This window comes from Ralstonia sp. 110700041-2, assembly GCF_056280165.1.
Genome location: NZ_JBSFAI010000009.1, coordinates 16,880 through 43,668 on the forward strand (window position 1 = coordinate 16,880; position 26,789 = coordinate 43,668).

Annotated in this window: 25 protein-coding genes; 9 read left to right on the plus strand and 16 right to left on the minus strand. The window is 63.6% G+C overall.

Translation table 11 applies throughout. From position 1 onward, the window contains the following. Positions 1-584: 584 nt before the first annotated feature. Positions 585-923: a hypothetical protein gene (locus ACUXH0_RS14605; protein ID WP_009241655.1), complete on the minus strand. Its 339-nt coding sequence runs from the start codon at positions 921-923 to the stop codon at positions 585-587. Positions 924-1,086: 163 nt separating this feature from the next. Here ACUXH0_RS14605 and ACUXH0_RS14610 point away from each other — a divergent pair, with 163 nt between their 5' ends. Continuing rightward, the gene (locus ACUXH0_RS14610) at positions 1,087-1,449 is read left to right on the plus strand and encodes a COG4315 family predicted lipoprotein (protein ID WP_009241656.1); all 363 of its coding nucleotides are present in this window, start codon (positions 1,087-1,089) and stop codon (positions 1,447-1,449) included. A gap of 223 nt (positions 1,450-1,672) precedes the next feature. Continuing rightward, positions 1,673-2,170 (plus strand): c-type cytochrome, encoded by a 498-nt coding sequence (locus ACUXH0_RS14615; protein WP_021197398.1) that lies wholly within the window; start codon positions 1,673-1,675, stop codon positions 2,168-2,170. A 79-nt stretch (positions 2,171-2,249) separates the two neighbouring features. Here ACUXH0_RS14615 and dsbD read toward each other — a convergent pair whose 3' ends face one another. The 8 genes from dsbD to cueR all read right to left on the minus strand — a co-directional run bounded on the left by dsbD (position 2,250) and on the right by cueR (position 9,967). Further along, entirely contained in the window at positions 2,250-4,196 is a 1,947-nt protein-coding gene (gene dsbD / locus ACUXH0_RS14620) for a protein-disulfide reductase DsbD (protein WP_009241658.1), read from the minus strand. Between the two features lie 140 nt (positions 4,197-4,336). Further along, positions 4,337-4,666 carry a P-II family nitrogen regulator gene (locus ACUXH0_RS14625; protein ID WP_009241659.1) on the minus strand — a complete coding sequence of 110 codons (330 nt, stop codon included), beginning with the start codon at positions 4,664-4,666 and terminating at the stop codon, positions 4,337-4,339. 58 nt (positions 4,667-4,724) lie between these two features. Then, positions 4,725-5,387 (minus strand): methyltransferase family protein, encoded by a 663-nt coding sequence (locus tag ACUXH0_RS14630; protein WP_009241660.1) that lies wholly within the window; start codon positions 5,385-5,387, stop codon positions 4,725-4,727. A 158-nt stretch (positions 5,388-5,545) separates the two neighbouring features. Then, on the minus strand, positions 5,546-5,791 hold the full coding sequence (locus ACUXH0_RS14635) for a DUF2933 domain-containing protein (RefSeq protein ID WP_009241661.1): 246 nt from the start codon (positions 5,789-5,791) through the stop codon (positions 5,546-5,548). Between the two features lie 48 nt (positions 5,792-5,839). Then, positions 5,840-6,157 carry a hypothetical protein gene (locus ACUXH0_RS14640; RefSeq protein ID WP_021197397.1) on the minus strand — a complete coding sequence of 106 codons (318 nt, stop codon included), beginning with the start codon at positions 6,155-6,157 and terminating at the stop codon, positions 5,840-5,842. Between the two features lie 121 nt (positions 6,158-6,278). Further along, positions 6,279-6,509, minus strand: a complete 231-nt coding sequence (locus ACUXH0_RS14645) for a hypothetical protein (RefSeq protein WP_009241663.1) — start codon at positions 6,507-6,509, stop codon at positions 6,279-6,281. A 623-nt stretch (positions 6,510-7,132) separates the two neighbouring features. Further along, positions 7,133-9,526 carry a heavy metal translocating P-type ATPase gene (locus ACUXH0_RS14650; protein WP_009241664.1) on the minus strand — a complete coding sequence of 798 codons (2,394 nt, stop codon included), beginning with the start codon at positions 9,524-9,526 and terminating at the stop codon, positions 7,133-7,135. Between the two features lie 12 nt (positions 9,527-9,538). After that, positions 9,539-9,967: a Cu(I)-responsive transcriptional regulator gene (gene cueR / locus ACUXH0_RS14655; protein WP_009241665.1), complete on the minus strand. Its 429-nt coding sequence runs from the start codon at positions 9,965-9,967 to the stop codon at positions 9,539-9,541. 236 nt (positions 9,968-10,203) lie between these two features. Here cueR and ACUXH0_RS14660 point away from each other — a divergent pair, with 236 nt between their 5' ends. The 5 genes from ACUXH0_RS14660 (at position 10,204) to ACUXH0_RS14680 (ending at position 17,020) form a co-directional block, all read left to right on the plus strand. Next, positions 10,204-10,617: a hypothetical protein gene (locus tag ACUXH0_RS14660; RefSeq protein ID WP_009277706.1), complete on the plus strand. Its 414-nt coding sequence runs from the start codon at positions 10,204-10,206 to the stop codon at positions 10,615-10,617. A gap of 70 nt (positions 10,618-10,687) precedes the next feature. Continuing rightward, positions 10,688-11,989: a TolC family protein gene (locus tag ACUXH0_RS14665; protein WP_009241667.1), complete on the plus strand. Its 1,302-nt coding sequence runs from the start codon at positions 10,688-10,690 to the stop codon at positions 11,987-11,989. Beyond that, positions 11,986-13,518 (plus strand): efflux RND transporter periplasmic adaptor subunit, encoded by a 1,533-nt coding sequence (locus ACUXH0_RS14670; protein ID WP_009241668.1) that lies wholly within the window; start codon positions 11,986-11,988, stop codon positions 13,516-13,518. The genes ACUXH0_RS14665 and ACUXH0_RS14670 overlap by 4 nt, the downstream gene beginning before the upstream one ends. Further along, complete coding sequence (locus tag ACUXH0_RS14675) at positions 13,515-16,685, plus strand: efflux RND transporter permease subunit (protein ID WP_009241669.1); 3,171 nt, start codon at positions 13,515-13,517, stop codon at positions 16,683-16,685. The genes ACUXH0_RS14670 and ACUXH0_RS14675 overlap by 4 nt, the downstream gene beginning before the upstream one ends. Continuing rightward, a complete protein-coding gene (locus tag ACUXH0_RS14680; protein WP_009241670.1) occupies positions 16,682-17,020 on the plus strand; it encodes a copper-binding protein in 339 nt (112 codons plus the stop codon). Before ACUXH0_RS14675 ends, ACUXH0_RS14680 begins: the two co-directional genes overlap by 4 nt. A gap of 55 nt (positions 17,021-17,075) precedes the next feature. Here ACUXH0_RS14680 and lspA read toward each other — a convergent pair whose 3' ends face one another. After that, the gene (gene lspA, locus ACUXH0_RS14685; RefSeq protein ID WP_009241671.1) at positions 17,076-18,149 is read right to left on the minus strand and encodes a signal peptidase II; all 1,074 of its coding nucleotides are present in this window, start codon (positions 18,147-18,149) and stop codon (positions 17,076-17,078) included. After that, on the minus strand, positions 18,146-20,545 hold the full coding sequence (locus ACUXH0_RS14690) for a heavy metal translocating P-type ATPase (RefSeq protein WP_009241672.1): 2,400 nt from the start codon (positions 20,543-20,545) through the stop codon (positions 18,146-18,148). The genes lspA and ACUXH0_RS14690 overlap by 4 nt, the downstream gene beginning before the upstream one ends. 85 nt (positions 20,546-20,630) lie before the next feature. On the opposite strand from ACUXH0_RS14690, the gene cadR reads away from it, so the two are divergent. After that, complete coding sequence (gene cadR / locus ACUXH0_RS14695; RefSeq protein ID WP_009241673.1) at positions 20,631-21,065, plus strand: Cd(II)/Pb(II)-responsive transcriptional regulator; 435 nt, start codon at positions 20,631-20,633, stop codon at positions 21,063-21,065. A gap of 160 nt (positions 21,066-21,225) precedes the next feature. Beyond that, complete coding sequence (locus ACUXH0_RS14700) at positions 21,226-23,148, plus strand: cytochrome c/FTR1 family iron permease (RefSeq protein ID WP_009241674.1); 1,923 nt, start codon at positions 21,226-21,228, stop codon at positions 23,146-23,148. Between the two features lie 71 nt (positions 23,149-23,219). Here ACUXH0_RS14700 and ACUXH0_RS14705 read toward each other — a convergent pair whose 3' ends face one another. From ACUXH0_RS14705 to ACUXH0_RS14725, 5 genes are all read right to left on the minus strand, one after another. Next, positions 23,220-24,404 carry an MFS transporter gene (locus ACUXH0_RS14705; protein ID WP_009241675.1) on the minus strand — a complete coding sequence of 395 codons (1,185 nt, stop codon included), beginning with the start codon at positions 24,402-24,404 and terminating at the stop codon, positions 23,220-23,222. Positions 24,405-24,613: 209 nt separating this feature from the next. Then, positions 24,614-25,057, minus strand: coding sequence for an arsenic resistance N-acetyltransferase ArsN2 (gene arsN2, locus ACUXH0_RS14710; RefSeq protein ID WP_009241676.1), 444 nt, complete (start codon positions 25,055-25,057; stop codon positions 24,614-24,616). 8 nt (positions 25,058-25,065) lie between these two features. Then, on the minus strand, positions 25,066-25,770 hold the full coding sequence (locus ACUXH0_RS14715) for an aquaporin (protein WP_009241677.1): 705 nt from the start codon (positions 25,768-25,770) through the stop codon (positions 25,066-25,068). Between the two features lie 5 nt (positions 25,771-25,775). Further along, the gene (locus ACUXH0_RS14720) at positions 25,776-26,270 is read right to left on the minus strand and encodes an arsenate reductase ArsC (protein ID WP_009241678.1); all 495 of its coding nucleotides are present in this window, start codon (positions 26,268-26,270) and stop codon (positions 25,776-25,778) included. A gap of 14 nt (positions 26,271-26,284) precedes the next feature. Then, positions 26,285-26,779 carry an arsenate reductase ArsC gene (locus tag ACUXH0_RS14725; protein ID WP_009241679.1) on the minus strand — a complete coding sequence of 165 codons (495 nt, stop codon included), beginning with the start codon at positions 26,777-26,779 and terminating at the stop codon, positions 26,285-26,287. Between the last annotated feature and the right edge of the window lie 10 nt (positions 26,780-26,789).

Sequence of the window (26,789 nt, forward strand, 5' to 3'; positions counted from 1 at the left end):
CTTGCAGCGGTCGTCGAAACGAACGGGCGTGGCTTTTCCATGGTGGTCATGACAATGCTCATGGCCGGCGCGTGCAGCGGTGGGGGGCCGCTGGGGCTGCATCTTTCGTAACTTCTTGGTTGTTGTATGCGCGCGTTCGCAGTCGGCGAGAATGCCTGCGCCCATGCCCTGTGAGGGCAGCGCAAGCAGTACTAACCAGAGCAAAAACACACGCAGCAACTTCACCGGGCACCATGAACCAACGATCACGAAGCCGCAGTCTAGGAAACGGAACCTGACCACAGAGTTACGGGCGCATTACAAGAATGCAGCCGGTTGAAGGTGTTTGGCGCTGCGCGTTTCCCTCCCACTAGACAAGGTGGGCATGCTGACGGCACAAGCATGCAATCGGTACATGATCGCTCGCGCCAGGACATGATTTGCCAAGGGTGCAAAGCCTACGCAACGCTCCAGTGGTCCACCCCAACAATAGAAAGAATATGCGCAGTGTGTCCTATCAGTTGCGCAATCGATCTTGGCAATTGCGCTCTTTCATATTGGCAATCGGGGTAGTCGTCCTTTTCAGGCATGTATGGCCTCGACGTCTATTGCAAGCCTCTGTTGGTGATGTTGAAACGGTCTGCATGCATGTATCCGGCTTGCCTGGTAGGCCGCTGCTGAAGCAATCCCGCAGCCTTGATGAGATCCGCGCACCTTGTCCTTAGCAAAATCATGGCGTCCCCGAAGGCCGCCGCCGGCACGCGCCAGCCTACCCTGCGCAGACGAAGTTCAGCATTTGGACCAATGTCAAACGCCAGCGTGTCGCCGGTAGCCAAGCCCGTGGTCGTCGTCTGATCATCGGGGGGAGCATCAAGATTGGCCTTAACAGGCCTCGTCGGCATCTGGTTGATCGGCGTCACAAAGCGCTCCACCATGGCACCCATGCTTCTCCTCTTCGTCGACGGCGGGCGTGCTACAGCATCAATTGCCGTGCGGTTTTCGGCACCCCTATACTCATCTCACACAACCGGGATTCCCAGGTCGTTGGTAGCAGCTTGCCGTCCCGGCGCTAGCGTAGATATTGATCAACAACGCAAGGAGCACACTATGTCGCGTACCCTGATGATGTTGGCGCTGGGCGCGGTCGCATCGTTTCCGGCGCTTGCCGAGCCGCCCGAGGTTATGCAAGGCAAGCTGGTCGATGAGCACAAGATGACGCTGTATGTTTTCGACAAAGACACTGCGGCCGGCAAAAGCGCGTGCAACGGGACGTGCGCGACCAACTGGCCACCCGCGCTGGCCGATTCATACGACAAGGCGAGCGGTGATTGGAGTTTCATCACCCGTGATGACGGCAAGCGCCAGTGGGCCTACAAGGGCCATCCGCTTTACCGCTGGAGCAAGGATCAGAAGCCGGGCGACACCACTGGCGACGGCGTCATTGGCGCGTGGCACGTGGCCAGGCCTTGACTGGCGCGTTAGAAGAGCACGTGGATGGAGCGGGCGCTGCGGCCCAATGATTCAACGACCTGCTCTTCATGCGATCGGGATCGCTTTGGCCTCACTTGCCTTTGGCGCGCCGGCTCGTGCAGAGGGTGACCCCGCGCGGGGTGCACAAGCCGCCCGCACTTGCATGGCGTGCCATTCATTTGCACCGAGTCGCCACTTGACGGGCCCGAGCTTGGCGGGCGTTTTGGGACGTAAAGCAGGCACAGCCGACGGCTTTGCACGCTACTCTGACGCCCTCAAGCAATCAGGTCTGGTCTGGGACAAACGGAACCTCGATGCGTGGCTTGAGAATCCGGCGGCCCTGGTGCCGGGTAACGCGATGACCTTTCCCGGCATTGCCGATGCACGCACGCGGGCCGATCTGGTCGCCTACATTGAGGCAGTTTCCACGGGGCGTGTGAAGGTGCCCGATCGTGGCCTGCCGAATTTGAAGGAGTCCGATGCGGCGTCGCGGGTCACCTCAATCCGCTTCTGTGGCGATACCTATCGCCTCACCACCGCCGACCGGAAGGCCCACGTCTTTTGGGAGTTCAACCTGCGCTTCAAAACCGATGGCAGTGCTGCCGGCCCGGCTGCCGGTCAACCTGTGCTGATCGGCACAGGCATGCAGGGCGACCGCGCCGCCGTGGTTTTTGCGCGCCCCGAGGAAATCTCTGCCTTCATTCAGAGGCGGTGTCCATAAAGACTGGCCACCCTGCCAACAGCATCTAGAACCCGGTGGCGATACTGCTGCATAAGCTGCGGGCGGGGTCAGGCAGATCTCAATGCTTCCCGTCGTCGCCGAAGGCTTTCGCGAGACTGTCGAGAAAAAGGCTTGCAGACTGGAAGCCGATCACTCGCACCGGGCTCTCACGTCCATCGGCACCGTACAAGATGATGCCGGGTGGACCGAATAGGCCGAAGCGTTTGAGCAGGGTGCGATCGTCGGCAGAATTGCGTGTCACGTCGGCCTGCAGCAGCACAACATCCGCCAGCCGTGCCTGGACTCTCGGATCGCTAAAGGTCAAGCGTTCCATCTCCTTGCAGCTGACACACCAATCGGCATAGAAATCTAGTAGCACCGGCTTGCCGGCCGCGGCGGCCTGCACCAGGCGCGCGTCGAGTTCGGCCACAGAACGGATGCGCTCGAAGCGCACCAGCGCCGGGCCAGCAGTGGAGGCGGGCGCCATCAGGCCAGCACGCAGATGCGACAGCGGCTGGAGCAGATCCCGTCCGCCGGACGCCAGACCGACCAGCAGGATCGCCCCTGCCAGCGCGGCCACCATGCCCATGCCCTTGCCCAACCGGGTCAAGCTGCGAGGCTCTGGACCAAGCGAACCGAAGGCGCCCAGGAAGGCGGAGGCAATCAGCAGCAGCATGGCCCACGCCGCCATCAATGCCCAGGGTGGCAAAAGCGGGCTGACAGCCCAGAGCGCCTCGCCGAGCAGCAGGAAGCCCAAGAAGCGCTTCGTCACCATCAACCAGTGCCCAGCGCGCGGCACAAGATAGCCAGTAGCGACGCCGACCAGCACCAACGGCGCCCCCATGCCGATCGCCATACCGAATAGTGCACCGCCACTGCCAATCGCATCACCGGTTTGCTCGGCATCGGTCAGCGTGCCCGACAGCGGCACAGGCACGCTGCGCACGACGACCAATGCTGAAATCACGCCTGCTGCTGCGGCAACAGCAATCCGACCGCCCGACCAGCGATTTGAGGATGCCGTCATTGGGGGCAGCCGCCCTAGCTCATAGAGTCCGAACATTGACAGCGCCAGGGCCACCGCCAGCATGGTAAAAGCCCCCAGCGCCCACGGCGTCAGCAGCCCCGTCGAGAATCTCTCGCCGAGCAATCCCGCTGCCACGCCGACACCGGCATCAGCCACCGCCGTTCCGAGCACGTAGGCTAATGAGACCACCAAGGCACGACCGCGCGTCACGTGCTCGCCGACGACGATTGACGACAGGATCGGCACCATCGCCAGCACGCCTGGCGTGAGCGTCATCAGCAGACCGAGGCCGAAAAAGACCGTAGCAATCCTCCCAAGCTGGTGGCCGGCCAACACGTGCGCAACGCGGTCGCCGTCGTCATTCCTTGGCGCGGCTGATGGAACAGCCGGCCCAATTTGCCCCTCTCCCAAGCTGGGCAAAATCGGCATCGCCGGCGGCACGGGCGACGTCATTGGCCTGCTGCTCCGATGCTTATCGAATAGGCCACCGAGCAAGCCACCGCCGACCTTGTACACACTGTGCATCGGCGGATAGCAGATTCCCTTGTCGGCACAGCCTTGTGATGTCACCGTCAGCAGCCATTCGCCGTCAGCCGGCACGACCGCCACCGGCACGCGAATGGTGACGCCGCCATGATAGATCTCCATCTGCTTGCCGAGCGCTTCGTCAAATTTGACCTGCCCTGGCGGAAACTCGGGCGTACCGAGCTTGACCCCAGCCGGCTGTGCGGCGAACACAAATCGCTCACGGAAGAGGTGATAGCCGTCGGCGATGTCGAAGTGCACCTCGATGGAGCGGTCGTCGAGTTGCCGCGCCGCAAAGCGGAAGGCCTGCTCCGGTGGCAAGAGATTTTCCTCTTCCGCGGCATGGGCAACACCACCGGAGCCTGCGACGCAGAACCACAGGACAGCGAGCAGCAGCAAAACGAGCTGTGCCGGGGCGACGCCTCGTACTCGCCCGCCACCTCCAGTGCGCGTCGCTGCCACGCTCCACCCCATACATCACTCCCTGACCTCAATGACCGACCACACCGTGCTGATCGCGCTATAGCCTCTCGGCGGATGCCCTCACGCCTCGCGGGTCACACGGGCATGTGATCCCGTGCCGCCTGGCGCCCCGCCATTGACACACGATGGGATTATTCCGCCGGACCAGCCGACTCCCCAGGGGGAACGTGAAGATGCAAGAACCCCTCGACAGGAACAACCGCGACGATCCCGGCGCCCGGCACCGTCGATTTTCCGACCTCAACGATCGCGTTGGTGATAGCCTCGACCTCGGCCTCGTCCGCGAAGATTTCAACCTTGGTGTGCACGGTGGTCAGGTCACTGGAAAAGAAGTTCTTGTACTCGCCGTACCCCTTGACCTTTGTGATCGTCAGGCCAGGGGCATGGGCGGTCGCGAGCTGCCTCTCCAGCGACTCAAGCAGTTCAGTGGGAATGATGGCGATGATCCATTTGGTACGCATAACCCTCTCCTTGATCATCAAGGTGCGACCACGGCAGCCGGGGCTATAGGGCGAGAAATCATGAGCCCACGTGGGTGCTGAATAGCTGTTTCCATTGACTGCGGCCCGGTACGAACATGGGCACCCTGCGTCGATACGCCTCGTAAGCGGCCCCAAAACGGCTGACCATGTCTTGTTCTTCCTTGCGCGCCAGCCTGACATAAACAAACACAATGACTGGCAACAGCACCACGGTGATCAGCGTGGGCCAGTGCACCAGCTGCCCAAAGACAGCCAGCATGATGCCGAGGTACTGCGGGTGACGGACGAATCCGTAAGGCCCCTCCTGGGCGATGCGGCCGGCACGGCATGCTCGATAGACAGTGCTCCACCCCCAAATCAGCAGAATGAGGCCCGGGAGGATAAAGACAGTCGCTATCACCATCTCGACCATTGCGCCTGCCATGCCATAACCGAGCAGCGTTGCCCACAGATGCCCACTGTAGGCCGTCAGCGGTATGTCGATTCCGAGGAAGCCCGTCAGGAGGTAGATCGTGAGGGGGAAGCCGTACATTTCCGCGTACAGCGCGATCACAAAGGCCTGCACGAGACCCGCCCCAGTCCATTCGCGCCAGCCTTGCGGCGCCACGTACCGATACAAGATCCATGACACCACCCCAACCAAGACCGCGACCAGGTTCCAATGGCCGTAGTGCGCACTGAAACTACTCATGATGCTCATCGCACTCCTCCCGCAGACGACAGGATTGGATTTGCCCCTGTATCTCCGGACACAGCCTCACACTTGCGCTGATGATTTCGCGTACCACGCTGGCCTACAGTCCTTGTCCTGCTCGCGCTGGAACCCGCCTTCGCGATACGCGCGGCCGCACTCACGATTCACTTTTCGATCCGAAACGGCTGCTTCCGCTCAGGCGTGTCCTCTCTCATGGAACGCCGCTGATCGTCTTGACCTTGCATGCCTTTCATCATCAGCCACATCGATAGCGGGCAGACGAGGATCAACAGGTAGGGACCAATGCCCAGCACGAAGGCACGAACTGACGGGAAAACGGCATAGGCGACTGCCAAGATCGCCACCAGGGCAGCGCCCACGGCGACCATGGTTCTCGTGTTGCATTTCATAGCGGTACTCCTGTGGTACTCGGTCGTTCGCGATACGGCCGGCCACCGTCATTTCGATGAGGGCGTCTGGATCTTGTCCGCGTACTTGCGCAGGATTTCCCCCATCGCCTGCATCATTTCTCCGTGCATCTGCATCGAGAGCTTTTCGTTTCCGGGCGGCAACTGCCCCATCATCGGACAACCGCCCATCATCCCGCCGTCCATCATGTGGCCCATCATCATGGAATGCATGGGGTCTTGCGGACTTGCTTTGGCGCCTTCGGTAGCGCGACTGGGGCCGGCTGCAGCGCTCCATCCACCGGCCCCAAGCAGGGCAAGCGCAAGCGCTGTGGCCATGACTGATCTCGTTCTCATGACGATCTCCATCTTCGATTAAGTTCCGTGCTGTTCGCCACCGGTTCCGGATGCCGCAAGATCAAGCGGCTTACTCCCGGTAAGCGATTGCGTCGATATACGCGCCTCGACGACCAGGCCGAAGCGCATGCGATCATTTCGCCTCGGATGGGCCCTTCGGGCTGGCGCTGTCCGCCGACGACTTCATCATTTCAGCGCACTGCTTCTGCATCGCATCCTTGGCTGATGCGGCGCCCGGAGCTGCGGCAGAGCGTTTCGCCGCCGCGCGCGCACTGTTGATGGCATCCCAATTGGGACCTGCGAAGGCCGCGCCAGCGGCAACACCAAGCGAAACGAGAACGATGATTCTGAGAATGGAATGCATGATGGTCTTCCCCACATAAGGTTTCTTTCCGGCTCAGTCAAGGCAGAGTCCAGGGACATCCCGCCGGGGGAGCGATTGAAATCAAGGCTCGCGGCGACGGATTGCCGCGTGTGGGGAGCGATCAGATTCGCAAGCGCGCTGTTGCGAGGTAGATGGGCCCAGGTACTGCAACGGGCCGAGAGGCCTTCGGGTAAGCCGGTCCGGCGTAAGGCGTCGGAGGAAGAACGTGCACGAGCCCAATTGCGGCGGGCAGCATGCCAAGATCAGGAGCGTGGCCGTTGGCATCCGCCCAATGGCGCCCATCGTGCCGATGGTCCGCGCAGAGCGCGGGCTGCGCCTCATCCATGTGCTGGCAGTTCACGACGGAAACAACCATCGTCGAGGAGTTCGCCATGGTCCCCGCCTCGGGCGGGCAAACGTATCCCGCAATCGCAAGGCGCGAGAAAAGCACCATCGCGATCAATGAGAGCGTAAGCAGCCGAGCGAGAGGACTTTGGCGATGCATCATGAATCACTGCCAACAATTGTGTTCACTCTAGTTCTGCCAAACCTTGACCGCAAGGCGGGCAAAAACGGTGAGGGGCGATTGCGCACGGGCATGATGGTCATCCAAGAGGCAGCGCCTAAAACACCTGCGTTCTCAACCGAAGCGCATTGGAAATCACTGACACCGAACTCAGGCTCATGGCCAAGGCCGCGATCATCGGTGACAGCAGCCACCCGGTGAACGGGTACAGCACTCCGGCTGCCAGCGGTATGCCCAGCGCGTTGTAGACGAACGCAAATCCCAGGTTCTGTTTCATATTGGCAATGGTGGCCTGCGACAGTTCCCGTGCGCGCGCAAGGCCGCGCAGGTCACCCTTGACCAGCGTGACCTGGGCGCTATGCATTGCCACATCGGTTCCTGTCCCCATGGCAATGCCGACATCGGCTTTGGCCAGTGCCGGTGCGTCATTGATGCCGTCGCCAGCCATTGCCACCACGTGGCCCTCGCTCTGGAGTTTTGCGACCAGCGCCAGCTTGTCGGCCGGTTTGACCTCACCATGAAACTCGTTAATGCCAAGGGGGCCGGCCACGGCTCGCGTTGTCGCGATGCTGTCGCCGCTTGCCATCACCACGCGAATCCCGGCTGCTTTGAGCGCCGCAAGCGCTTCGGGGGTGCTGGCCTTGACCGGGTCCGAGACCGTCAGCAGCCCCGCCAATTTCCGGTCAACGGCCAGGTACATGACACTGGCGCCGTACTGCCCCAGCACGTTTGCCCGCAACGCTTGCGATTCAATATCGACTTGCTCCCGACGCATCAGGGAGGCATTGCCGAGTATCAGTTGGTGACCGTCAACCCGGCCTCGCACGCCCATGCCCGCGTCCGATGCGAAATGTTCGACCTTCGCCAAGGTCAGGCCCCGTTCACGCGCCGCCGCAACGATGGTGGCCGCCAGCGGGTGCTCGCTGCCTTGATCGAGACTCGCCGCCAGACGCAGCACCGTGGTCTCATCGAGCGAATCGACGGCCAACGCCCGCTCGAAGACCGGACGGCCTTCGGTCAGCGTGCCGGTCTTGTCGACGATCAGGGTGTCGACCTTGCGGAAATGTTCGATGGCCGCCGCGTCGCGGAACAGAATGCCCTGGGTCGCCGCCTTGCCGCTCGCCACCATGATCGACATCGGTGTAGCCAGCCCCAGCGCGCATGGACAGGCGATGATCAGCACGGCCACCGCGTTGACCAGCCCAAAGACCCAGCTCGGCTCGGGACCGAACAATCCCCAGCCGAAGAAGGCAAGCACGGCGATGGCTACCACCACCAGCACGAACACCCCGGCCACCTGGTCCGCCATCCGCTGCATTGGCGCCTTCGAGCGCTGGGCCTGGGCTACCATCTGCACGATCTGGGACAGTACCGTCTGAGCGCCAACCTTTTCCGAGCGCATGACCAGGCTGCCCGACGTATTGAGGGTGGCGCCGATCACGTGGTCGCCCGCCCGCTTGAAGACAGGCAGTGGCTCACCGGTGATCATCGATTCGTCGATGGCACTCACACCTTCAATCACAACGCCATCGGTCGGCACTTTCTCGCCCGGCCGAATTCTCAGCAAGTCACCGACATGCACGTGCGTGAGCGGGATGTCCTCCTCGCTGCCGTCCGGGTTGATGCGGCGTGCTGTCTTGGGTGCCAGACCAAGCAGCGACTTGATGGCCGCCGAGGTCTGTGAGCGCGCCCTCAGCTCGAAGATCTGGCCGAGCAGCGTCAGCGAAATGATCACGGCGGCGGCCTCGAAGTAGACCGCAATGCGGCCATGCACAACAAAGCTGCGGGGGAACAGGTCGGGCGCCACGGTGGCCGCAACGCTGTACACGAACGCGGCGCCGGTGCCCAGACCGATCAGCGTCCACATATTTGGGCTGCGGTTTCGGAACGATTGCAGGCACCGGGCATAGACGGGGAAGCCTGCCCACAGGACCACGGGCGCAGATAATGCGAACTCCACCCAGCTTTGCACCGTCGGCCCCATTGCCCAGGCATGTTCACCCAGCATCGCAAGCAATGCGGTGGCAATCGTCAACGGCAAGGTCCACCAGAAGCGCCGGCGGAACGCTGCGAGTTCAGGATTCTCGTCGGCGTCGAGGCTCGGCATCTCAGGCTCAAGCGCCATGCCGCATTTCGGGCAGCTCCCGGGATGGTCCTGACGGACCTCGGGATGCATAGGGCAGGTGTAGACGGCGCCAGGTGCTGCACTGGCTTCGTCACCGGCGGAGACATACTTGGCTGGCTCCGCCTCAAACTTCCTCTGGCATGCCGCGCTACAGAAGACGTACCGCGCCCCCGCGTAGTTTGACTGGTATGGCGTACCGAGCTTCACTGCCATGCCGCACACTGGATCTCGGTCCTCGGTGGCGGTCACAAGCGTCAGTTGCTTCGCCATGGCGTGCTGGTGGTCCCCGCCTTGTGCGCACAAATCTCCGCCGACGTGCCCGGGCGCAGGGGATGACGTATGCGGATGTGGTCGTTTGTCGTTCATTCTCGCGGTGCCTCAATGCCGCGTGGCATGTGCCACAGGCTGCCTCTCTGGGACGGCGCTGCTGATCGCGTCCAAAATCGGGCAGGCGGGGCGATCGTCGCCGTCACAGTGCTGGGCGAGATACATCAGGGTGTCGCGCACGCCGGTAAGCGCGGCAATCCGAGCGTCCAGCTCTTGAATGCGCTGCAACGCAATCGCCTTCACCGTTGCACTCGCGCGCCGCTTGTTTTCCCACAGCCCGAGCAATTCTCGAATCTGCTCCATGGAGAAGCCCAATGCCCGCGCCCGCCCAATGAAGCGCAGGGCGTGGATGTCGTTGTCTCCATACGTCCGGTAGTTGCCCGCGCTCCGGGCAGCCGACGCCACCAGGCCAATGCTTTCGTAGTAGCGGATCATTTTGGCCGAGACCCCGGATACGCTCGCGGCCTGTCCGATATTCATGGTGTGCTCCTCGATTCCTGCGTGCATCGAAGCTTCGGCATCACGTGTCCGTGGCATGTGCCACGGGAGCGACGCGTACCCAAATCTTCACGGCTTCACGGTAGACCCTGCCCACGTGGGAAGGTCAAGGACGGCGCGCTCGTTCTTTTGTCCGATCGCGGCGCGGGTATCCGGCGAAGTTACATTGCGCATGAAAAAAGGTATGCTTCCGACAAAGTTTCCACGGCAATTAACCCTTGCGTCACACGCTGCGCCGGCATTCTTTCTTCGCTGGCTTTCTCCTGCTGGTCTTCCTGTCAGTCCAACTGGCAGCGGCGGCGTACGCCTGTGCCGGCAGCCGATACCAAGTGGGCAGCAACAACATGAAGGCCGCCCTGACCGAATCGTGCGCCGACATGGCCAATGGGACCGATCAGGGCAGCAGCCAGGACAAGGACAACGGCGCGCTGTGCTTGGCCCACTGCCAGGCTGACTCCAAGAGCGCTGATCATGTCGCACCGCAACTGCCGGTGTTCTTGCCGGTGCTCACCGGCGTCATCGAACCGGCCCCCGTGGCGTTTGCCAATATCCGCACGGTGCTGCGCACACAAGTGGCAGCGCGCGCGCCGCCACCACCGCTGGCCGTTCTTTACTGCAGTTTCCAAACGTAGCCTCCAGACCGACGTCACCCGGTGCTGCCCTCTCTAGATTGGGGTAGCTGTCGTCGTTCTTGGAGGCTTTATGCTTTTTCCACGTCGCCTGACGCTGGCGTTGCTTTGCGCGCCTGCCTTCGGCATCGCGATGTCGCATGCCGCGACCTCGCAATCTGTCCCTACGCTTTCCGTTGAGGAAACCGTCGCGCTCGCCACCGCGCATGCCGGCGACGCCGAATCCTCGCGCGGGACCATCGACGCCGCGACCCAAATGGCGGTCGCCGCCGGCCAATTGCCGGACCCCGTGCTCAAGCTCGGCATCAACAACGTGCCGGTCAATGGCCCCGACCAGTTTTCGGTCAGCCGGGATTTCATGACCATGCGCTCCATCAGCGTGATGCAGGAATTCACACGCCCGGACAAACGCCGCGCCAAGGTGGCACGCTTCGAAGCGGAAGCCGACGCTGCCGAAGCGCAGCGCGCGGTCAGCATGGCCAACGTGCAGCGCAACGCCGTCAGCGCATGGCTGGACCGCTGGTATGCCGAGCAGACGGGGACCTTGCTGGGCCACCATGGACACCCACTTGAACTTGCGTTGCAGGCGGCGACCGCCGCGTATCGCAGCGGACGGGGCACGCGCGCCGACGTGCTGGCGATGGAACTGGAAATCCAGAAGCTGCAGGACCGCCTGGACGAAAACCGCGCCGCCGTGGCGGCCAGCGCCGTCGCGCTAGAGCGCTGGATCGGTCCGGCCGCCACCCGCCCGCTCTCCGAGCCGCCGCGCCTGGACGTTCCCCTGCCGGTCGAGCGGTTGGCGCGCGGTGAGTTGGATACCGTGCCTGAGGTCGCCGCCGCGCAACGCGAGGTGGGTCTGGCAGAGAGCGAGATCCGGGCCGCTGCGCAAGCAAAGAAGCCAGATATCACGGTCGAGCTGATGGTCAGCCAGCGCGGCTCCGCGTTCTCGAACATGGGCTCCGTGAACGTCAGCTTTCCGCTGCCTTGGGACCAGGGCAACCGGCAGGACCGCGAAGTCGCGGCCAGGCTGGCCCAGGCCCAGGCGGCACGTGCCAAGTCCGAAATCCTCCGGCGCGACACCCAGGCCATGGTCGGCGCCAAGCTGGCCGAGCTGCAGCGCAATCTCGAACGGCTCAAGCGCTATGACGAGAAGACCTTGCCGCTCGCCAGCACGCAGGCGGAGGCGGCCCTGACAGCCTACCGCGCCAATACCGGATCGCTGCTGGCCGTGGCCGAGGCCAATCACCGCGCCATCGATACGGAATTGGAACGGCTCGCGCTGGAAGCCAAGACGGCCAAGCTGTGGGCCGATCTGACCTTCCTGGTTCCGCTGCCCACCGCGCAGACCGAGTCCGCCATCAAGGAACGCAAATGAAAAAACTGGTCATTGCAACGGCTGTGGGGCTCGTTCTTATCGGGACCGCCATCTATGGCGCCTACCGGGTCGGCGTCACGCAGGGTGCCCGGTTGGCACCATCGTCGATGCCGGCCAGCTCGGCATCCGGCCTCAAGGCCGGCGACGTCGATCCCCAGACCGGCAAGAAGGTACTGTACTGGCACGACCCCATGGTGCCCGGGCAGCGTTTCGACAAGCCGGGCAAATCCCCCTTCATGGACATGCAGTTGGTGCCCGTCTATGCCGAGGGGGACGGAGGTAGCGGCATCGCGGTCGATAGCCGTGTTGCGCAAAACCTCGGCATCCGCACGACCGAAGTCAAAGCCGGCCGGTTGAGCGCGGTGCTGGAGGCGCCCGGCAATATCGCCATCGACGAGCGCAGCGTGCAGGTGATCCAGGCGCGCACGAATGCCTTCGTCCAGCACGTCGCGGTCAGGGCGACGCTTGACCCCGTGCGGCGGGGGCAGGCACTGGTGACGCTGTATTCGCCGGACTGGGTGGCGGCCCAGGAAGAGTATCTGGCCGTGTTGCGCCAGTCGGCACACGGTCAGGCCGATCTCGCCGGTGCGGCCAAGGCGCGCATGCTGCAGGCCGGCATGACGCCGGGTCAGGTCAGCGCGGTCGAGGCATCCGGCCGGCTGCAGCCCAGCGTGGGCATCGCAAGCCCCATCGATGGCATCGTGACTGAGGTTGCGGTGCGAGACGGGATGACCGTCTCCCCCGGCATGACGCTATTCCGCTTGGCCGACCTGAGCCAGGTCTGGGTCATTGCCGAGGTACCGGAAGGCCAAGCTCGCATCATCTCGCCTGGCCTCGCGGTCAAGGTGACACCGACCGGGGCAGTCGAGCCGCTGGTCGGCAAGGTCGACACCGTGTTGCCCGACGTCAACCCGGCGACGCGGACCATCAAGGTGCGCATCGTCCTGCCCAACAAGGGCCGGCACCTGTTGCCGGGCATGTTTGCCACGGTCCGCTTCGACAGCGGCGAGCACCAGGACGTGCTGACCATCCCGTTGGAGGCCGTCATCCGTACCGGTCAGCGCAGCATTGTCATGGTGGACGGAGGTCAGTCGGGCTTTGTGGCCACCGAGATCAAGACCGGGCGCGAGGCCGGCGGCATGGTCGAAGTCCTGGCGGGCCTCAAGGCTGGCCAGAAGGTAGTCACCTCCGGCCAGTTCCTGATCGATTCGGAGGCCAGTCTGCGCGGCACCACCGAGCGCATGGCGGCGCCGGCCGCGGCATCTGAGCCCGCGGCGGCCACCACCGAACACGAAGGCGTCGGTCGCATCGAGGCCGTCACGGGTGAAGGCCTGACAATCTCGCATGGTCCGATCCCCTCGATTCAGTGGGGTGCCATGACGATGGATTTCGCGGCGCCGTCCGCCGGGCTACCGAAGGGACTGAAGGCGGGTGACCGGGTGCGATTCCGCTTCCACCTGGATAAGGACGGCATGGCAGTCCTCTCCTCGGTCGCGCCCGCCGGCGCGGATCAGGGAGGCAAGCCATGATCGCCCGGCTGATTCTGGCGTCGATCCGCAACCGCTTCCTGATCCTGCTGGCGACGCTGATGCTGACTGCGTGGGGATTGTGGGCCGTGCGTAGCACGCCGCTCGATGCCTTGCCCGACCTGTCGGACGTGCAAGTCATCATCCGCACACCGTTCCCCGGCCAGGCGCCGCAGATCGTGGAGAACCAGGTCACCTATCCACTGACCACCACCATGCTGTCGGTGCCGGGTGCCAAGACGGTGCGCGGCTACTCGTTCTTTGGTGACTCGTTTGTCTACGTGCTGTTCGAGGATGGGACCGACCTGTATTGGGCACGCTCACGGGTGCTGGAATACCTGAACCAGGTGCAATCCCGCCTGCCGGCCGCCGCCAAGCCCGCGCTGGGCCCGGACGCGACCGGCGTGGGCTGGATTTACGAGTACGCGCTGGTGGACAAGACCGGCCAGCACGATCTCAGCCAGCTGCGCGCGCTGCAGGACTGGTTCCTGCGCTTCGAACTCAAGTCGCTGCCCAATGTGGCCGAGGTGGCGTCGCTCGGCGGGATGGTGAAGCAGTTCCAGGTCGTCCTGATGCCGGATCGATTACGCGCCTACAACCTGTCCCAAGCCAAGGTGCTGGCGGCGCTCAAGGGAGCCAACCAGGAGACTGGCGGCTCGGTGCTGGAGTTGGGCGAGGCGGAATACATGGTCCGCGCCAGCGGCTACCTGAAGACGCTCGACGACTTCCGGCAGATTCCACTGACGACGAACGACGCAGGCATCGCCGTTCGCCTGGGCGATGTCGCCACCCTCCAGCTCGGGCCGGAGATGCGGCGTGGCATTGCCGATCTCAACGGCCAGGGTGAGGTCGCTGGCGGCGTCATCGTGATGCGCTCCGGCAAGAACGCACTGGAAACCATCGAAGCGGTCAAGGCTAAGCTCGCCACGCTGCAGAAGAGCCTGCCAGCCGGTGTCGAGATCGTGCCGACCTACGACCGTTCCGCGCTGATCAACCGCGCGGTGGAGAACCTGACGCACAAGCTGATCGAGGAATTCATCGTCGTCGCATTGGTGTGTCTGGTGTTCCTGTTCCATCTGCGCTCGGCGCTAGTGGCCATCGTCTCGCTGCCGCTGGGCGTGCTGGCGGCCTTCCTGGTGATGCGCTACCAGGGCGTCAATGCCAACATCATGTCGTTAGGCGGCATCGCCATCGCCGTCGGTGCCATGGTCGACGCCGCCGTGGTCATGATCGAGAACGCGCACAAGCACCTGGAACGCTGGCATGAGGAAAATCCGAACCGCGAGCTCGAAGGCCACGAGCGCTGGAGTGTGATCGGCGAATCGGCAGCCGAGGTCGGGCCGGCGCTGTTCTTCTCACTGCTGATCATCACGCTGTCATTCATTCCGGTGTTCACGCTGGAGGCGCAGGAAGGCCGGCTGTTCTCGCCGCTGGCATTTACCAAGACCTACTCGATGGCAGCAGCGGCTGGTCTGTCGGTCACGCTCGTGCCGGTCCTGATGGGTTACATGATCCGGGGACGGATTCCCACGGAGCAGTCCAACCCGCTCAGCCGCTGGCTGATCCGCCTCTACCAGCCGATGCTGGCCAAGGTGCTCGCCTACCCCAAAGCCACCGTCGGGATCGCCGCCGTCCTGCTGATCGCAACCGCCTGGCCGGTGATGCGGATCGGAGGCGAATTCATGCCGCCGCTGGATGAAGGCGACCTGCTGTACATGCCATCGGCGCTGCCGGGGCTCTCCGCCGGCAAGGCGGCCCAGCTATTGCAGCAAACCGACCGCCTCATCAAGACCGTCCCTGAGGTCGCCAGTGTGTTCGGCAAGGCAGGCCGCGCCGACACCGCCACCGATCCGGCCCCCATCGAGATGTTCGAGACCACCATCCAGTTCAAGCCGCGCGAGCAGTGGCGGCCCGGCATGACCACCGACAAGCTGGTGGAGGAACTTGACCGCGTGGTCAAGGTACCGGGCCTGTCCAACATCTGGGTGCCGCCGATCCGCAACCGCATCGACATGCTCGCCACCGGCATCAAGAGTCCGGTCGGCATCAAGGTGGCGGGCACGGACTTGAAGGAAATCGACCGGCTGACCACTCGGATCGAGGAGGCCGTCAAGACCGTACCCGGAGTCACGTCCGCGCTGGCCGAACGCCTGTCCGGCGGGCGCTACATTGACGTCGATATCGATCGGATGGCCGCGGGGCGATACGGCCTCAATATCGAGGACGTGCAAAGCATCGTGTCATCAGCCGTGGGGGGAGACAACGTGGGTGAAGTCGTGGATGGTCTGGCCCGGTTCCCCATCAACGTCCGTTACCCACGGGACTACCGCGACTCGGTCGAGCAGTTGCGGAGCCTGCCGATCGTCACCGACCGCGGCCAGCAGATCACGCTGGCCGACGTGGCCCGTATCCAGGTGGTGCAAGGCCCGCCGATGTTGCGCAGCGAGAACGCCCGGCTGTCGGGCTGGGTGTACGTGGACATCCGTGGGCGCGATTTGCGTTCCGCAGTGAAAGACATGCAAGCGGCGGTCGCCAAAGCGGTGCCGATGCCGGCGGGCTATGCGCTGAGCTGGTCGGGCCAGTTCGAGTACCTGGAGCGCGCCAGCGCCAAACTGAAGGTCGTCGTGCCGTTCACTTTGCTGATCATCTTCGTGCTGCTGTACCTGGTGTTCGGCCGGATCGACGAGGCGCTGCTCATCATGGGCACGCTGCCGCTCGCGCTGATCGGCGGTTTCTGGCTGCTCTATCTGCTGGGCTACAACTTGTCGGTGGCCGGGGTCGTCGGCTTCATCGCACTGGCCGGCGTGGCGGCCGAGTTCGGCGTGATCATGCTGCTCTACCTCAAGCAGGCGTGGACGGAGCGGCAGGAGGCGGGCCAGAACACGATACCAGCGCTGCTGGAAGCCATCCAGGAAGGCGCCGTGCTACGGGTCCGCCCGAAGGCCATGACGGTCGCCGTCATCCTGGCCGGCCTGATCCCGATCATGTGGGCGCACGGCACCGGGTCCGAGATCATGCAGCGCATTGCCGCCCCGATGGTCGGCGGCATGGTCACTGCGCCCTTACTGTCCCTGTTCGTCGTCCCAGCCGTGTATCTGCTGATCCGTCGGCGGCAGACGAAATCATCACCACTTCCCACCCACCCCTCACATCAAGAGGAATCACCATGAAGCACATCAAGACCTTTGCGATCCTGCTTGCACTCACTGCAGCGCCAGCGGCATTTGCGGCCGAATCCATGGATGGCATGGACATGAAGCCGGCCGGCCATGCCAAGCAGTCACCCAAGCCCGTGGCTGCGGAGATCCGCAAGATCCACCTCGACACCGGCAAGGTCACGCTCAAGCACGGCGCCATCGACAACCTCGGCATGGGCGCGATGACGATGACGTTTGCCGTGAAGGACAAGGCGTCGCTGAAAAACTTCAAGGAAGGCCAATCAGTGTTGGCGGTCTTTGACATGGTCGATGGCCAGCCGACCGTGGTGGACCTGCGGAGCAAGTAAGCCGTCGGCGGCGCACGGCCCATCGGTCGTGTGCCGCCGCAAGGTATGGCTGCAATCAGCCGGACAGGGTTTTCGCCGTAATGCCATGCCGTTGCGTCAACACTGCCAGCATCAGCGATGCCGCGCCCGCGGAGATAGCCATATCAGCAAGGTTGAATGCCGGCCAGTGGAGTTGCATCCAATGCAGGTCCAGAAAGTCCACGACCTGACCACGCCAGACGCGGTCTGTGAGATTTCCCGCTGCACCGCCAAGGATCAAGCTGTACGCCAAAGCTTCCATACGAGACAACCGCTTGCGCAACGTGTGGGCCAACCACGCTGAGACAGCCAGGCCCAAGCCAATAAAAAGGTAGCGCTGCCAGCCGGCCTCATTGGCGAGGAAACTGAAGGCCGCGCCAGGATTGCGCACGTACACGAGGTTGAACGTTGACGTGATCTCAACCCGCTCACCATAGGCAAACATCCGCGTGATGGCGAACTTGGCAGCTTGATCGGCCATGAAGCAACACGCCGCAACGCCATACCAGACCGCGTTCGGTGTGCCACGGTTCCTCCATGTTGCAGCAAGCAACGGCACCAGGTGGCCAGCGACAACGACGCAGCCAGCCCCGAGGGTCCAGCCCGCAAGTACATCCGCCGGAAAATGCATCCCCGCCGCAATGCGTGACCACCCGACGAGAGCGGCGTAGCACACCAAGGCGAGATGGCCTCGACGTCCCATCAAGGGCCAGAGTGCGCCCACAACCAGTGCCGCGTAGGTCGCGTGTCCGCTGGGCAGGCTGTAGCGCAGTTCCGCTACGCCGATGACGTGCACGAGAGTGCCAAGCACTGCGGGCGGCCGCGGGAAATCCAGCCCCCACTTCAACGCGGAAGCGGCCAGCAAGGCGAGCGCAAAGGCCACGCCGAACGTGACCAGACGGTGCCGCACAGCGCATGCGCGAGTCGGATTCGATGCAGACGTGGACCACCACCACAGGCCCAGCAGCATGAGCGGCGCGGTCCAATAGCTCCCAACCAGACTAAAAAGCCACGCCCACGGGTCCAGCGCGCCCGGCGTCCCGGAATTGATGGCCTGGAACAGCGCGACATTCCAGCCGCCCCAGTCGTACAACAGGAACTTCCAATTCATTTGCGCAGCAACCTCAGCCCGTTGCCGACCACCAGCAGGCTGGCCCCCATGTCGGCAAACACCGCCATCCACATGGTGGCCTGGCCGGTAAAGGTCAGCACCAGGAACACCACCTTGATGCCGAGCGCCAGCGCAATGTTCTGCTTCAGAACTCCCGCCGTGGACCGGGATAGCCGTACAAAGGCCGGGAGCTTGCGCAGATCGTCGTCCATCAGCGCGACGTCGGCCGTTTCGATCGCCGTGTCCGTCCCGGCGGCCCCCATCGCGAAACCGATATCGGCCCGTGCCAGCGCCGGCGCGTCGTTGATGCCATCGCCGACCATGCCGATGGTTCCCTGTGCCGATAGCTGCTCGATTTCGCGCTGCTTGTCTTCCGGTAGCAGGTTGCCCCGAGCTTTGTCGATACCCACTTGCTGCGCGATCGCCTCCGCGGTGTGCGGGTTGTCACCACTGAGCATCACGGTTTTGATGCCCAGCGCGTGCAGGTCCTTGATCGCCTGGCGACTGCTGTCCTTGATGGTGTCGGCCACGCCGAACAGCGCGCGTACGCCGTCCGGGCCGATCAGCATCACGACGGTTTTGCCCTGGGTTTCGAGGGTGGCAAGGTTGGTTTCCAATGCCGGCGAGCACACCCCGAGTTCCTCAACCAGGCGATGATTGCCCAAGTGATAGAGCGCACCGTCGATATGGCCCCGGACGCCGCGCCCAGGCATGGCCGCGAAATCGGCGACCTCGCCTGGGGTGAGACCTTTGTCCTGCGCTGCGCGGGCCACCGCCTGAGAGACGGGGTGGTCGGAGCGAATCGCCAGGCTGGCGGCAAGCCTCTCGGCGGCCGAGGGGTCTGTGCCGTTCCAGGCCATGACATCGGTGAGCGCCGGCTTGCCGTGTGTGATGGTGCCGGTCTTGTCGAGCGCCAACCATTTCAGCTTGCGCCCCTCTTCGAGATAGACCCCGCCCTTGATCAGGATGCCGCGTCGCGCGGCGGCGGCCAGGCCGCTCACGATGCTCACCGGCGTCGAAATCACGAGGGCGCAGGGACACGCGATCACCAGCAGTACGAGGGCCTTGTAGATCCAATCCAGCCAGGCGGCACCGAACAGGAGCGGCGGCAAGATGGCCACCGCCAGCGCGACGGCGAAGACGATGGGGGTGTACAGCCGGGCGAACTGATCAACGAAACGCTGCGTGGGTGCGCGACTGCCTTGAGCAGCCTCCACTGCGTGGATGATGCGTGCCAGCGTAGAGTCGCTTGCCGCCGCGGTGACGCGGTACTCGAACGATCCGGACTCGTTGATGGTGCCGGCGAACACCGGGTCGCCTTCCGCCTTCTCGACCGGCAGGCTCTCGCCCGTAATCGGTGCCTGGTTCACGGAGGAGCGCCCCTGCAGCACCTCGCCATCGAGCGCGATGCGCTCGCCCGGCTTGACCCGCACCCGGCTGCCGACGGCAACGGTCTTGGCATCGACGTCGCCCCAGCTCCCATCGCTGCGCTGAACCATGGCGGTCTCGGGCGCGAGATCCATCAAACCACGGATCGCGTCACGCGCACGATCCAGCGACCGGGCTTCGACGACTTCGGCCAGCGCGAACAAGACCATCACCATCGCTGCTTCCGGCCAGTGGCCGATCACCATCGCGCCCGTCACCGCAATCGACATGAGGGCACTCATGTTCAGGTTGCGGTTCTTGAGCGCGATCCAGCCTTTCTTGTAGGTGGTGAGCCCGCCGGTCAGGATCGCGGCTAATGCCAGGACCACCACCACCCAGTGATTGCCACCGTTGAGCCAATAGACGACCTCCGCCAGTACGGCGTTCGCCCCGGAAATGGCAAGCGGCCACCATTTGGTGGGCGCGGCATCCGGCACAGAAGCGGGTGCGGCAGCGGAGGTGTCGCGGACCTCGGCATCGAAGCCAAGCGATTGGATGGCGGCCAATACTTGGGGCAACGTGTGCGCAGCGTGACGGACCGCCAGCGTGCGCTGAACGAGGTTGAAATCAAGACCGGCCACACCCGGCACGCCCGCCAGCTTGCCCCGAATCAGTGCTTCCTCAGTGGGACAGTCCATCTGCCGGATGGTCAGGACCGTGCTTTGCGCGGAACGCGTCTCTTCCGCGCGCACGGCTTGCATGCCAATGGCCGACAACGCCTGTTCGATTGAGGCCGGGGACGGCAGCCGGTGATTGACGGTCAGCGAACGCTGTACCAGATTGAACTCAAGCTTCACCACCCCAGGCAACGTCGCCAGCTTGTTGCGAATGAGCGCTTCCTCGGTTGGGCAATCCATGTTGTCGATCCGGTAGCGCGAGCGCTTCAAATCGACGCCAGTTGCATCGGGGGCCGGAGGCGCCACGTTGACAGCAGCGCAATCGCATCCCTTCGGGCCGCATTCGCTCACGGCAACTCCTTGTCGCTTGAATTGGATTGGGCTTAAGTACACACTCTATAGTTACTATAGAGTCAAGAGACTCCTGCCCAACATCATGACGATTCAGATCGGTGAACTGGCCAAGCGCACGGCGTGCCCGGTTCAAACCATCCGCTACTACGAGCGCGAAGGCCTGCTGCCGCCGCCTGAGCGCAGCTCAGGAAATTTCCGGCTGTATGGCGAGCGGCACATTGAACGGCTGCAGTTCATCCTCCACTGCCGGTCGCTGGACATGCCGCTGAGCGACGTGCGGGCTCTGCTGCGCTACCGCGAGCAACCGCGCGAGGATTGCGGTGCGGTGAACACCCTCCTGGACAAGCATATCCATGAGGTCGAGCGGCGCATCGAGGCGCTTGCGGCCTTGAAGCGCCATCTGTACGCGTTGCGCGAAAGCTGCTCCGATGGCCGGGCCGCTGAAGCGTGCGGGATCCTGCAAGGGTTGTCCGACGCGAGTTACGGGTGCGACGCTGACGTCACCCGTCAAGGCTGATACGCAGCCCACAGGTCATCGTCCCGATTCTTCGCGCCGATCATCTCTCAGGAACCGCCTGCACGGCTGCAGGGAGGACGTGGATGGCTTTTGCTGCGAAACATGAATTACAATCATTCTCATTTAAGGCAATCTCTCCCGCTTCGCCGGAAGGTTTTTCATGCAGCTGCAGCGCGTCGTTTCTCTCCTCCTGTTCTACCTTCTGGCATCGGTCTCAAGCGCGTACGCCGACACGCTGTCGACGCAAGACAAGACCAAGCAGGTCTGGCAGTTGCTTGATTATCTGGCGGTCGATTACGGCCGCTCCGTCAAGGACGGGCAGGTCGCCAATGCCGACGAGTACGCCGAAATGCAGGAATTTGCGCATGCGGCGGAGCGCCAGATTGCAGAGTTGCCGGCGGGGCCCGGCACGCAAGCACTGCTCAAGGATGCCGGGGCATTGCGCTCGCAAATCGCCGACAAAGCCGCGCCAGCCGCAGTCGGTGAGCAGGCGCACAAGCTCGCGGATAGCTTGCTGGCAGCCTATCCGGTGCCAATGGCGCCCAGCAAGGTGCCCGACCTCAAGCGTGGGGCCACGCTGTATCAAAATCAGTGTGCGTCCTGCCACGGTAGCTCCGGACACGCCGATGGCGTTCTGGCCGCCAAACTGAGTCCGCCGCCCATTGCCCTGGCCGATCATCAACGGGCTCAGGAGCGCAGCGTCTTCGCGCTCCAGCAGATCATCACGCGCGGTGTCGAGGGCACCTCGATGCCGAGCTTCGCGCAGCTCACCGACGACGATCGCTGGGCGCTCGCCTATTTTGCGTCGACCCTGTCGTATTCCGATGCGGATCGGCAAGCCGGCGCCAAGTTGTGGGCGTCCCGCCCTGAGTTGCATGGCGCGGTGCCCACGCTCGCCAAACTCAGCCAGACGCCCGAGGCGTCGCTGGCTAAGTCGACCAGCCCGGATGCTGCGCGGCAATTGACCGCTTACCTCAGAAGCGCTCCGGACGTGCTGAGCGCGTCCACCGCTGACAGTCTCGCGATTGCCAAGGACAAGCTGAAGGAAAGCGTGGCCGCCTTCGACCAAGGTGACAAAGCGACCGCCTCGCGCCTTGCGCTTTCCGCCTACCTCGACGGCTTCGAGCCGGTTGAGCCCGCCTTGGCCGCCAAGAACCAGGCGCTGTTCCAGGACATCGAAAAGACGATGGGGCTGTACCGCAACGCCATCACAACCGGACAGGCAGGGCAAGTGCAGGAAATCGCTCAGCGTCTGCAGACCATGTTGACCGAAGCCCAGGACGCGCTGGGCGGCACTAACGATCCGCTGTCGACCTTCCTGGGCGCCTTGACGATCCTGCTGCGCGAAGGCCTTGAAGCGCTGCTCGTCGTGGTCGCCATGATGGCGTTCCTGAAGAAAGCGGAGCGCACGGACGTGCTTCCGTACGTCCATGCCGGCTGGATTGTTGCACTGGCCGCCGGTGGGCTGACGTGGGCCGTCGCCACCTATCTGGTGGACTTGAGCGGCGCCAGCCGCGAGATGACCGAAGGTTTCTCGGCGATCTTTGCGGCCGTGGTCCTGCTTGGCGTGGGGATGTGGATGCACCAGAAGAGCCTGGCCGGTCGCTGGCAGGCCTACGTGAAGCAGAAGCTGTCGTCGGCGCTGAACAAGCGCTCGGCGATCATGCTGTTCGTGCTGTCGTTCGTGACGGTGTACCGCGAGGTGTTCGAGACAGTGCTGTTCTACGCCGCACTGTGGAGCGAAGGCAACGGCATCTACCTGCTGGCCGGCTTGGGCTCGGGGATCGCCATCCTGGCAGCCATCGCCGTTGTTCTACTGCGATCCTCGGCACGCCTGCCGATCCGCCAGTTCTTTGCCTTCAGTTCGGCTCTGGTCGCTGTCCTGGCGGTAGTGCTGATCGGCAAAGGGGTCGCAGCGCTGCAGAAGGTCGGCTTCCTGCACATCACGCCGATTTCGATGCCGCGCATCGACGTGCTGGGAATTTACCCCTCTGTGCAGACCGTGCTGGCCCAGGTGGCGATTCTGTTGATCATTGCCGGCATGATCGCCTACAACGTGCGGTCTGCATCGAACAAGGCATAAGCGTCAGCCTACCGCGAACCAGGGGTCCGGCCGAAGCGCGTCGGACTCGTACAGCCTCAAGTGAGCTGCCGTCACCGGCGCATACGCCCGGCACCTGCCGTCTCGCCCGACGACAGCCTCCGCGCGCCATACCGCGCAAGGATGATCAACGCGATGGTGGCCACACAGAAGGCAGCGCCGGCATAGAAGGTGAAAGCGGCCCCGAGCTGGTCCCACAGCAGGCCAGCCAAGGCGCTGGCCACCAGCAGCGCTAGGCCGCTGGCCAGGTTGAAGAAGCCGAAAGCAGTACCGCGCAAATCCTCTGGGGCGGTGTCGGCGACCATGGTGGCGAGCAGCCCCTGCGTCATGCCCATGTGAAGGCCCCACACTGCCACACCGGCAAGCGTGGCGGCCCAATGCGCGCTTACTGCTAGCACCAGGTCGGCGAGAATCAGGACCCCAAGGCCCCACGCCAGCAGCGTGGTGTGACGTAGGCGATCGGACAGCTTGCCAAACGGATAGGCCGAGAGCGAATAGACGACGTTCATCGCGACCAACACCAGCGGCGCCAGGTATAGCGGCAGGCCGACCTGCTGGGAGCGCAGCACCAGAAACGCTTCGCTAAAGCGCGCCAGCGTGAACAGCGCTCCAATTGCGACCACTTGCCAGTATGGACGTCCAAGCCGGACAAGGTTCGCCCACTTGATCGGGTTGGTCCGCTTGGCGCCGATGTGGGTATCCGGTTCCCGCACGCCGACCAGAAGGAGCAACACCGAGAGAATGCCCGGGATGACGGCCACCCAGAAAACAGCCCTGAAATCGTTCGCCCACAAAAACATCAGGCCAATGGCGATCAGGGGGCCGAGAAAGGCGCCCACAGTATCCAAAGACTGCCGCAACCCGAAGGCTGCCCCTCGGAGATGCGGTGGCGCAATGTCTGCGACCAGCGCGTCACGGGGTGCGCCCCGAATGCCCTTGCCGATCCGGTCGGCCAGACGCGCCGCCAGCACGACTCCCACCCCTGGCGCCAGCGCGAAGAACGGCTTAGACAGCGCCCCAAGGGCATAGCCCAGCACCGCGATCCCTTTACGCTTGCCGAGGTAGTCGCTCAATGCGCCCGAAAACACCTTGACGATCAACGCAGTCGCCTCGGCGACACCCTCGATGAGGCCAACATAGAAGGCACTCGCGCCGAGTGCGGTCACCATGAAGACAGGCAGCAGGCTGTGAATGATTTCCGACGAAATGTCCATCAGCAGGCTGACAAAGCCAAGCATCCAAATCCCTGCGGGTATCTGGCTCAAGGTGGTGCGAGTGGGTGCAGTCACAGCGATTGGCTCTGTGTCGGGTGGATCGATCCTGCCATAGCGAGGCCGAGAACCGCGGTCGCTTGAGCCGCGCTGGTCGCGCCCATACCGTATGGCCGCGCCACGAGTCTATCCGCTCCCTTGAGGTCGTCGCGACACAAACGGGCATTTTCCCGCGATTACAGCAGGTTCTTTGTCATACACGTGGCGGACGCCGGACACAGCAAGCTGAATTGCGAGCTGGATTGAAGCGAGCCAGGCGCCAAGCGCCGGTCGAAGCGCTCGTACCCCAGCGCGGTGAAGTAGCCTGCTGCTGTCGTCGTCAGCAGAAAGAGGCGGCTTACGCCAATGGCAAAGGCATCGCGCTCGGCGATTCCCACGAGGGCGCGGCCAAGACCGTTCTGGCGGGCGCATTTGGCGACGGCGACCGATCGGAGCAGCGCATCCGACCCGTATAGCTCCAACCCTGCACAAGCCAAAAGCTCTCCATCCTGCACAGCCAGGTGGAAGCGGCTGACTTGCCCGACCGCAACATCCTCGCTCGGCAGCCCTTCCTCAATGAGCAGCGCGCGAATGGCTGGATAGTCCTCAGGGCGTGCAGGGCGAAAGTCAGGTGTGCTCATTGGAGAAGTCAATCCGCCGGGTGTTCGCCGGAGGACTCGATGACGTTGGGATGCCCGCGACGCGCCAGACGCGGCTCCAGCATCCGGTGCAGCATCAATCCGAGCACCGCGCCAGCGCATTCGGCCAGCACAAAACCCGGTACGCTGCTTGGGGCAATGCCGGCGAAACTGTTGCTGAACATGCGTCCGAACGCGGCCGCCGGGTTGGCGAACGACGTAGAGGCCGTAAACCAGTAGGCCGCACCGATGTAGGCCGCCACCATGGAAGAGGCACGACCGTTCGGCGCACGCAGAATCACCAGCAGCAGCCCCGCGGTCGCCACCGCCTCGGCAATCCATTGCCCCGGTCCGCTGCGCACCTTGGTCGAGAACTGCAGGATCGTCATGTCGAACATGGCGTGCGCCAGCCATGCACCCAGTACCGCCCCCACAAGCTGTGCCGCGATGTAGGGAGCGAGCGCCGAACCGGGCAGTTCTGCGCGTGCCGCCATGACCGCACGGACAGCCGGATTGAAGTGCGCGCCGCTGATCGGCCCGAACACCTCGATCAGGATGTAGAGGCCGCCGACCGTGGCAGCTGTGTTGGCCAGCAGTGCCACCGCGACGTTGCCGCCCGCCAGGCGCTCGGCCATGATGCCGGACCCGATGACAATGGCGAGCAGTAGCGCCGTGCCCAATGCTTCGGCGGCAAGCCGGCTGCGCAGATCCACCATGGCGTTCAGTCTTGCGAGATGCGTTCGAGCTGCGCTTGCAACTCGGCGTTGGAGAGCGTATCGAGTGGCAACGCCAGCAGTTGTAGCATGCGGTAGCCGATGGCTTGGCGCGTCACCTCAAACGCTTGTCGCTTACCCTCGTCGCCGCCTGGAGCGTTGGATGGGTCGGCATAGCCCCAATGCACCTTGACCGGGCTGCCCGGCCAGTAGGGACATTGCTCGGCGGCGGCGCTGTCGCACACGGTGATGACGACGCGCATCTGTGGCGCACCGTCAGCGACGAACTCGTCCCAGCTCTTGCTGCGATAACCGGCGGTGTCGATGCCGGCGTTGGTGAGGGCTTCCAATGCAAACGGGTTGAGGCGGCCGCTCGGCGCGCTACCGGCGCTGTAGGCGCGCACGTCTTTGCCGAGCTTTTGTGCCCAGTGGTTGAGCATGCCTTCACTCAGCACGCTGCGTGCGGAGTTGTGGGTGCAGAGGATAAGGACGTTTGTAGTCATGGGAAGAAATCGGGTTATTGCTGGCCGATGTCGCGCACAGCCTTCTGTAAGGCAACGGTATCGAGCTTTGGAATTGGCAACGACAGGAACAGCTCGATGCGGCGCTTCAGGGTGATGGCTGCATCGCGGATGGCCTGCTGCTTGCGCTCGTCGGAACCCTCCACCGCTGCAGGATCAACCACACCCCAATGGGCGGTCATGGGCTGGCCCGGCCATACCGGACACACCTCGCCGGCTGCCTTGTCGCAGACGGTGAAAACGAAGTCCAGTTCGGGCGCGCCGTCTTGCGAGAACTCGTCCCAGCTCTTGCTACGGAACCCGTCCGTCGGGATACCGAACTGCTGCAGGGCATGCAGCGCAAACGGGTTCACCGCACCGGCGGGGTGGCTACCTGCGGAGAAGGCCTTGAATCGGTCGCCACCGAGGTGGTTCAACAGACCCTCGGCCAGGATCGAGCGCGCGGAATTGCCGGTGCAGATGAACAGCACGTTGTAGGTCTTGTCGGCCATGGAGGGGCTC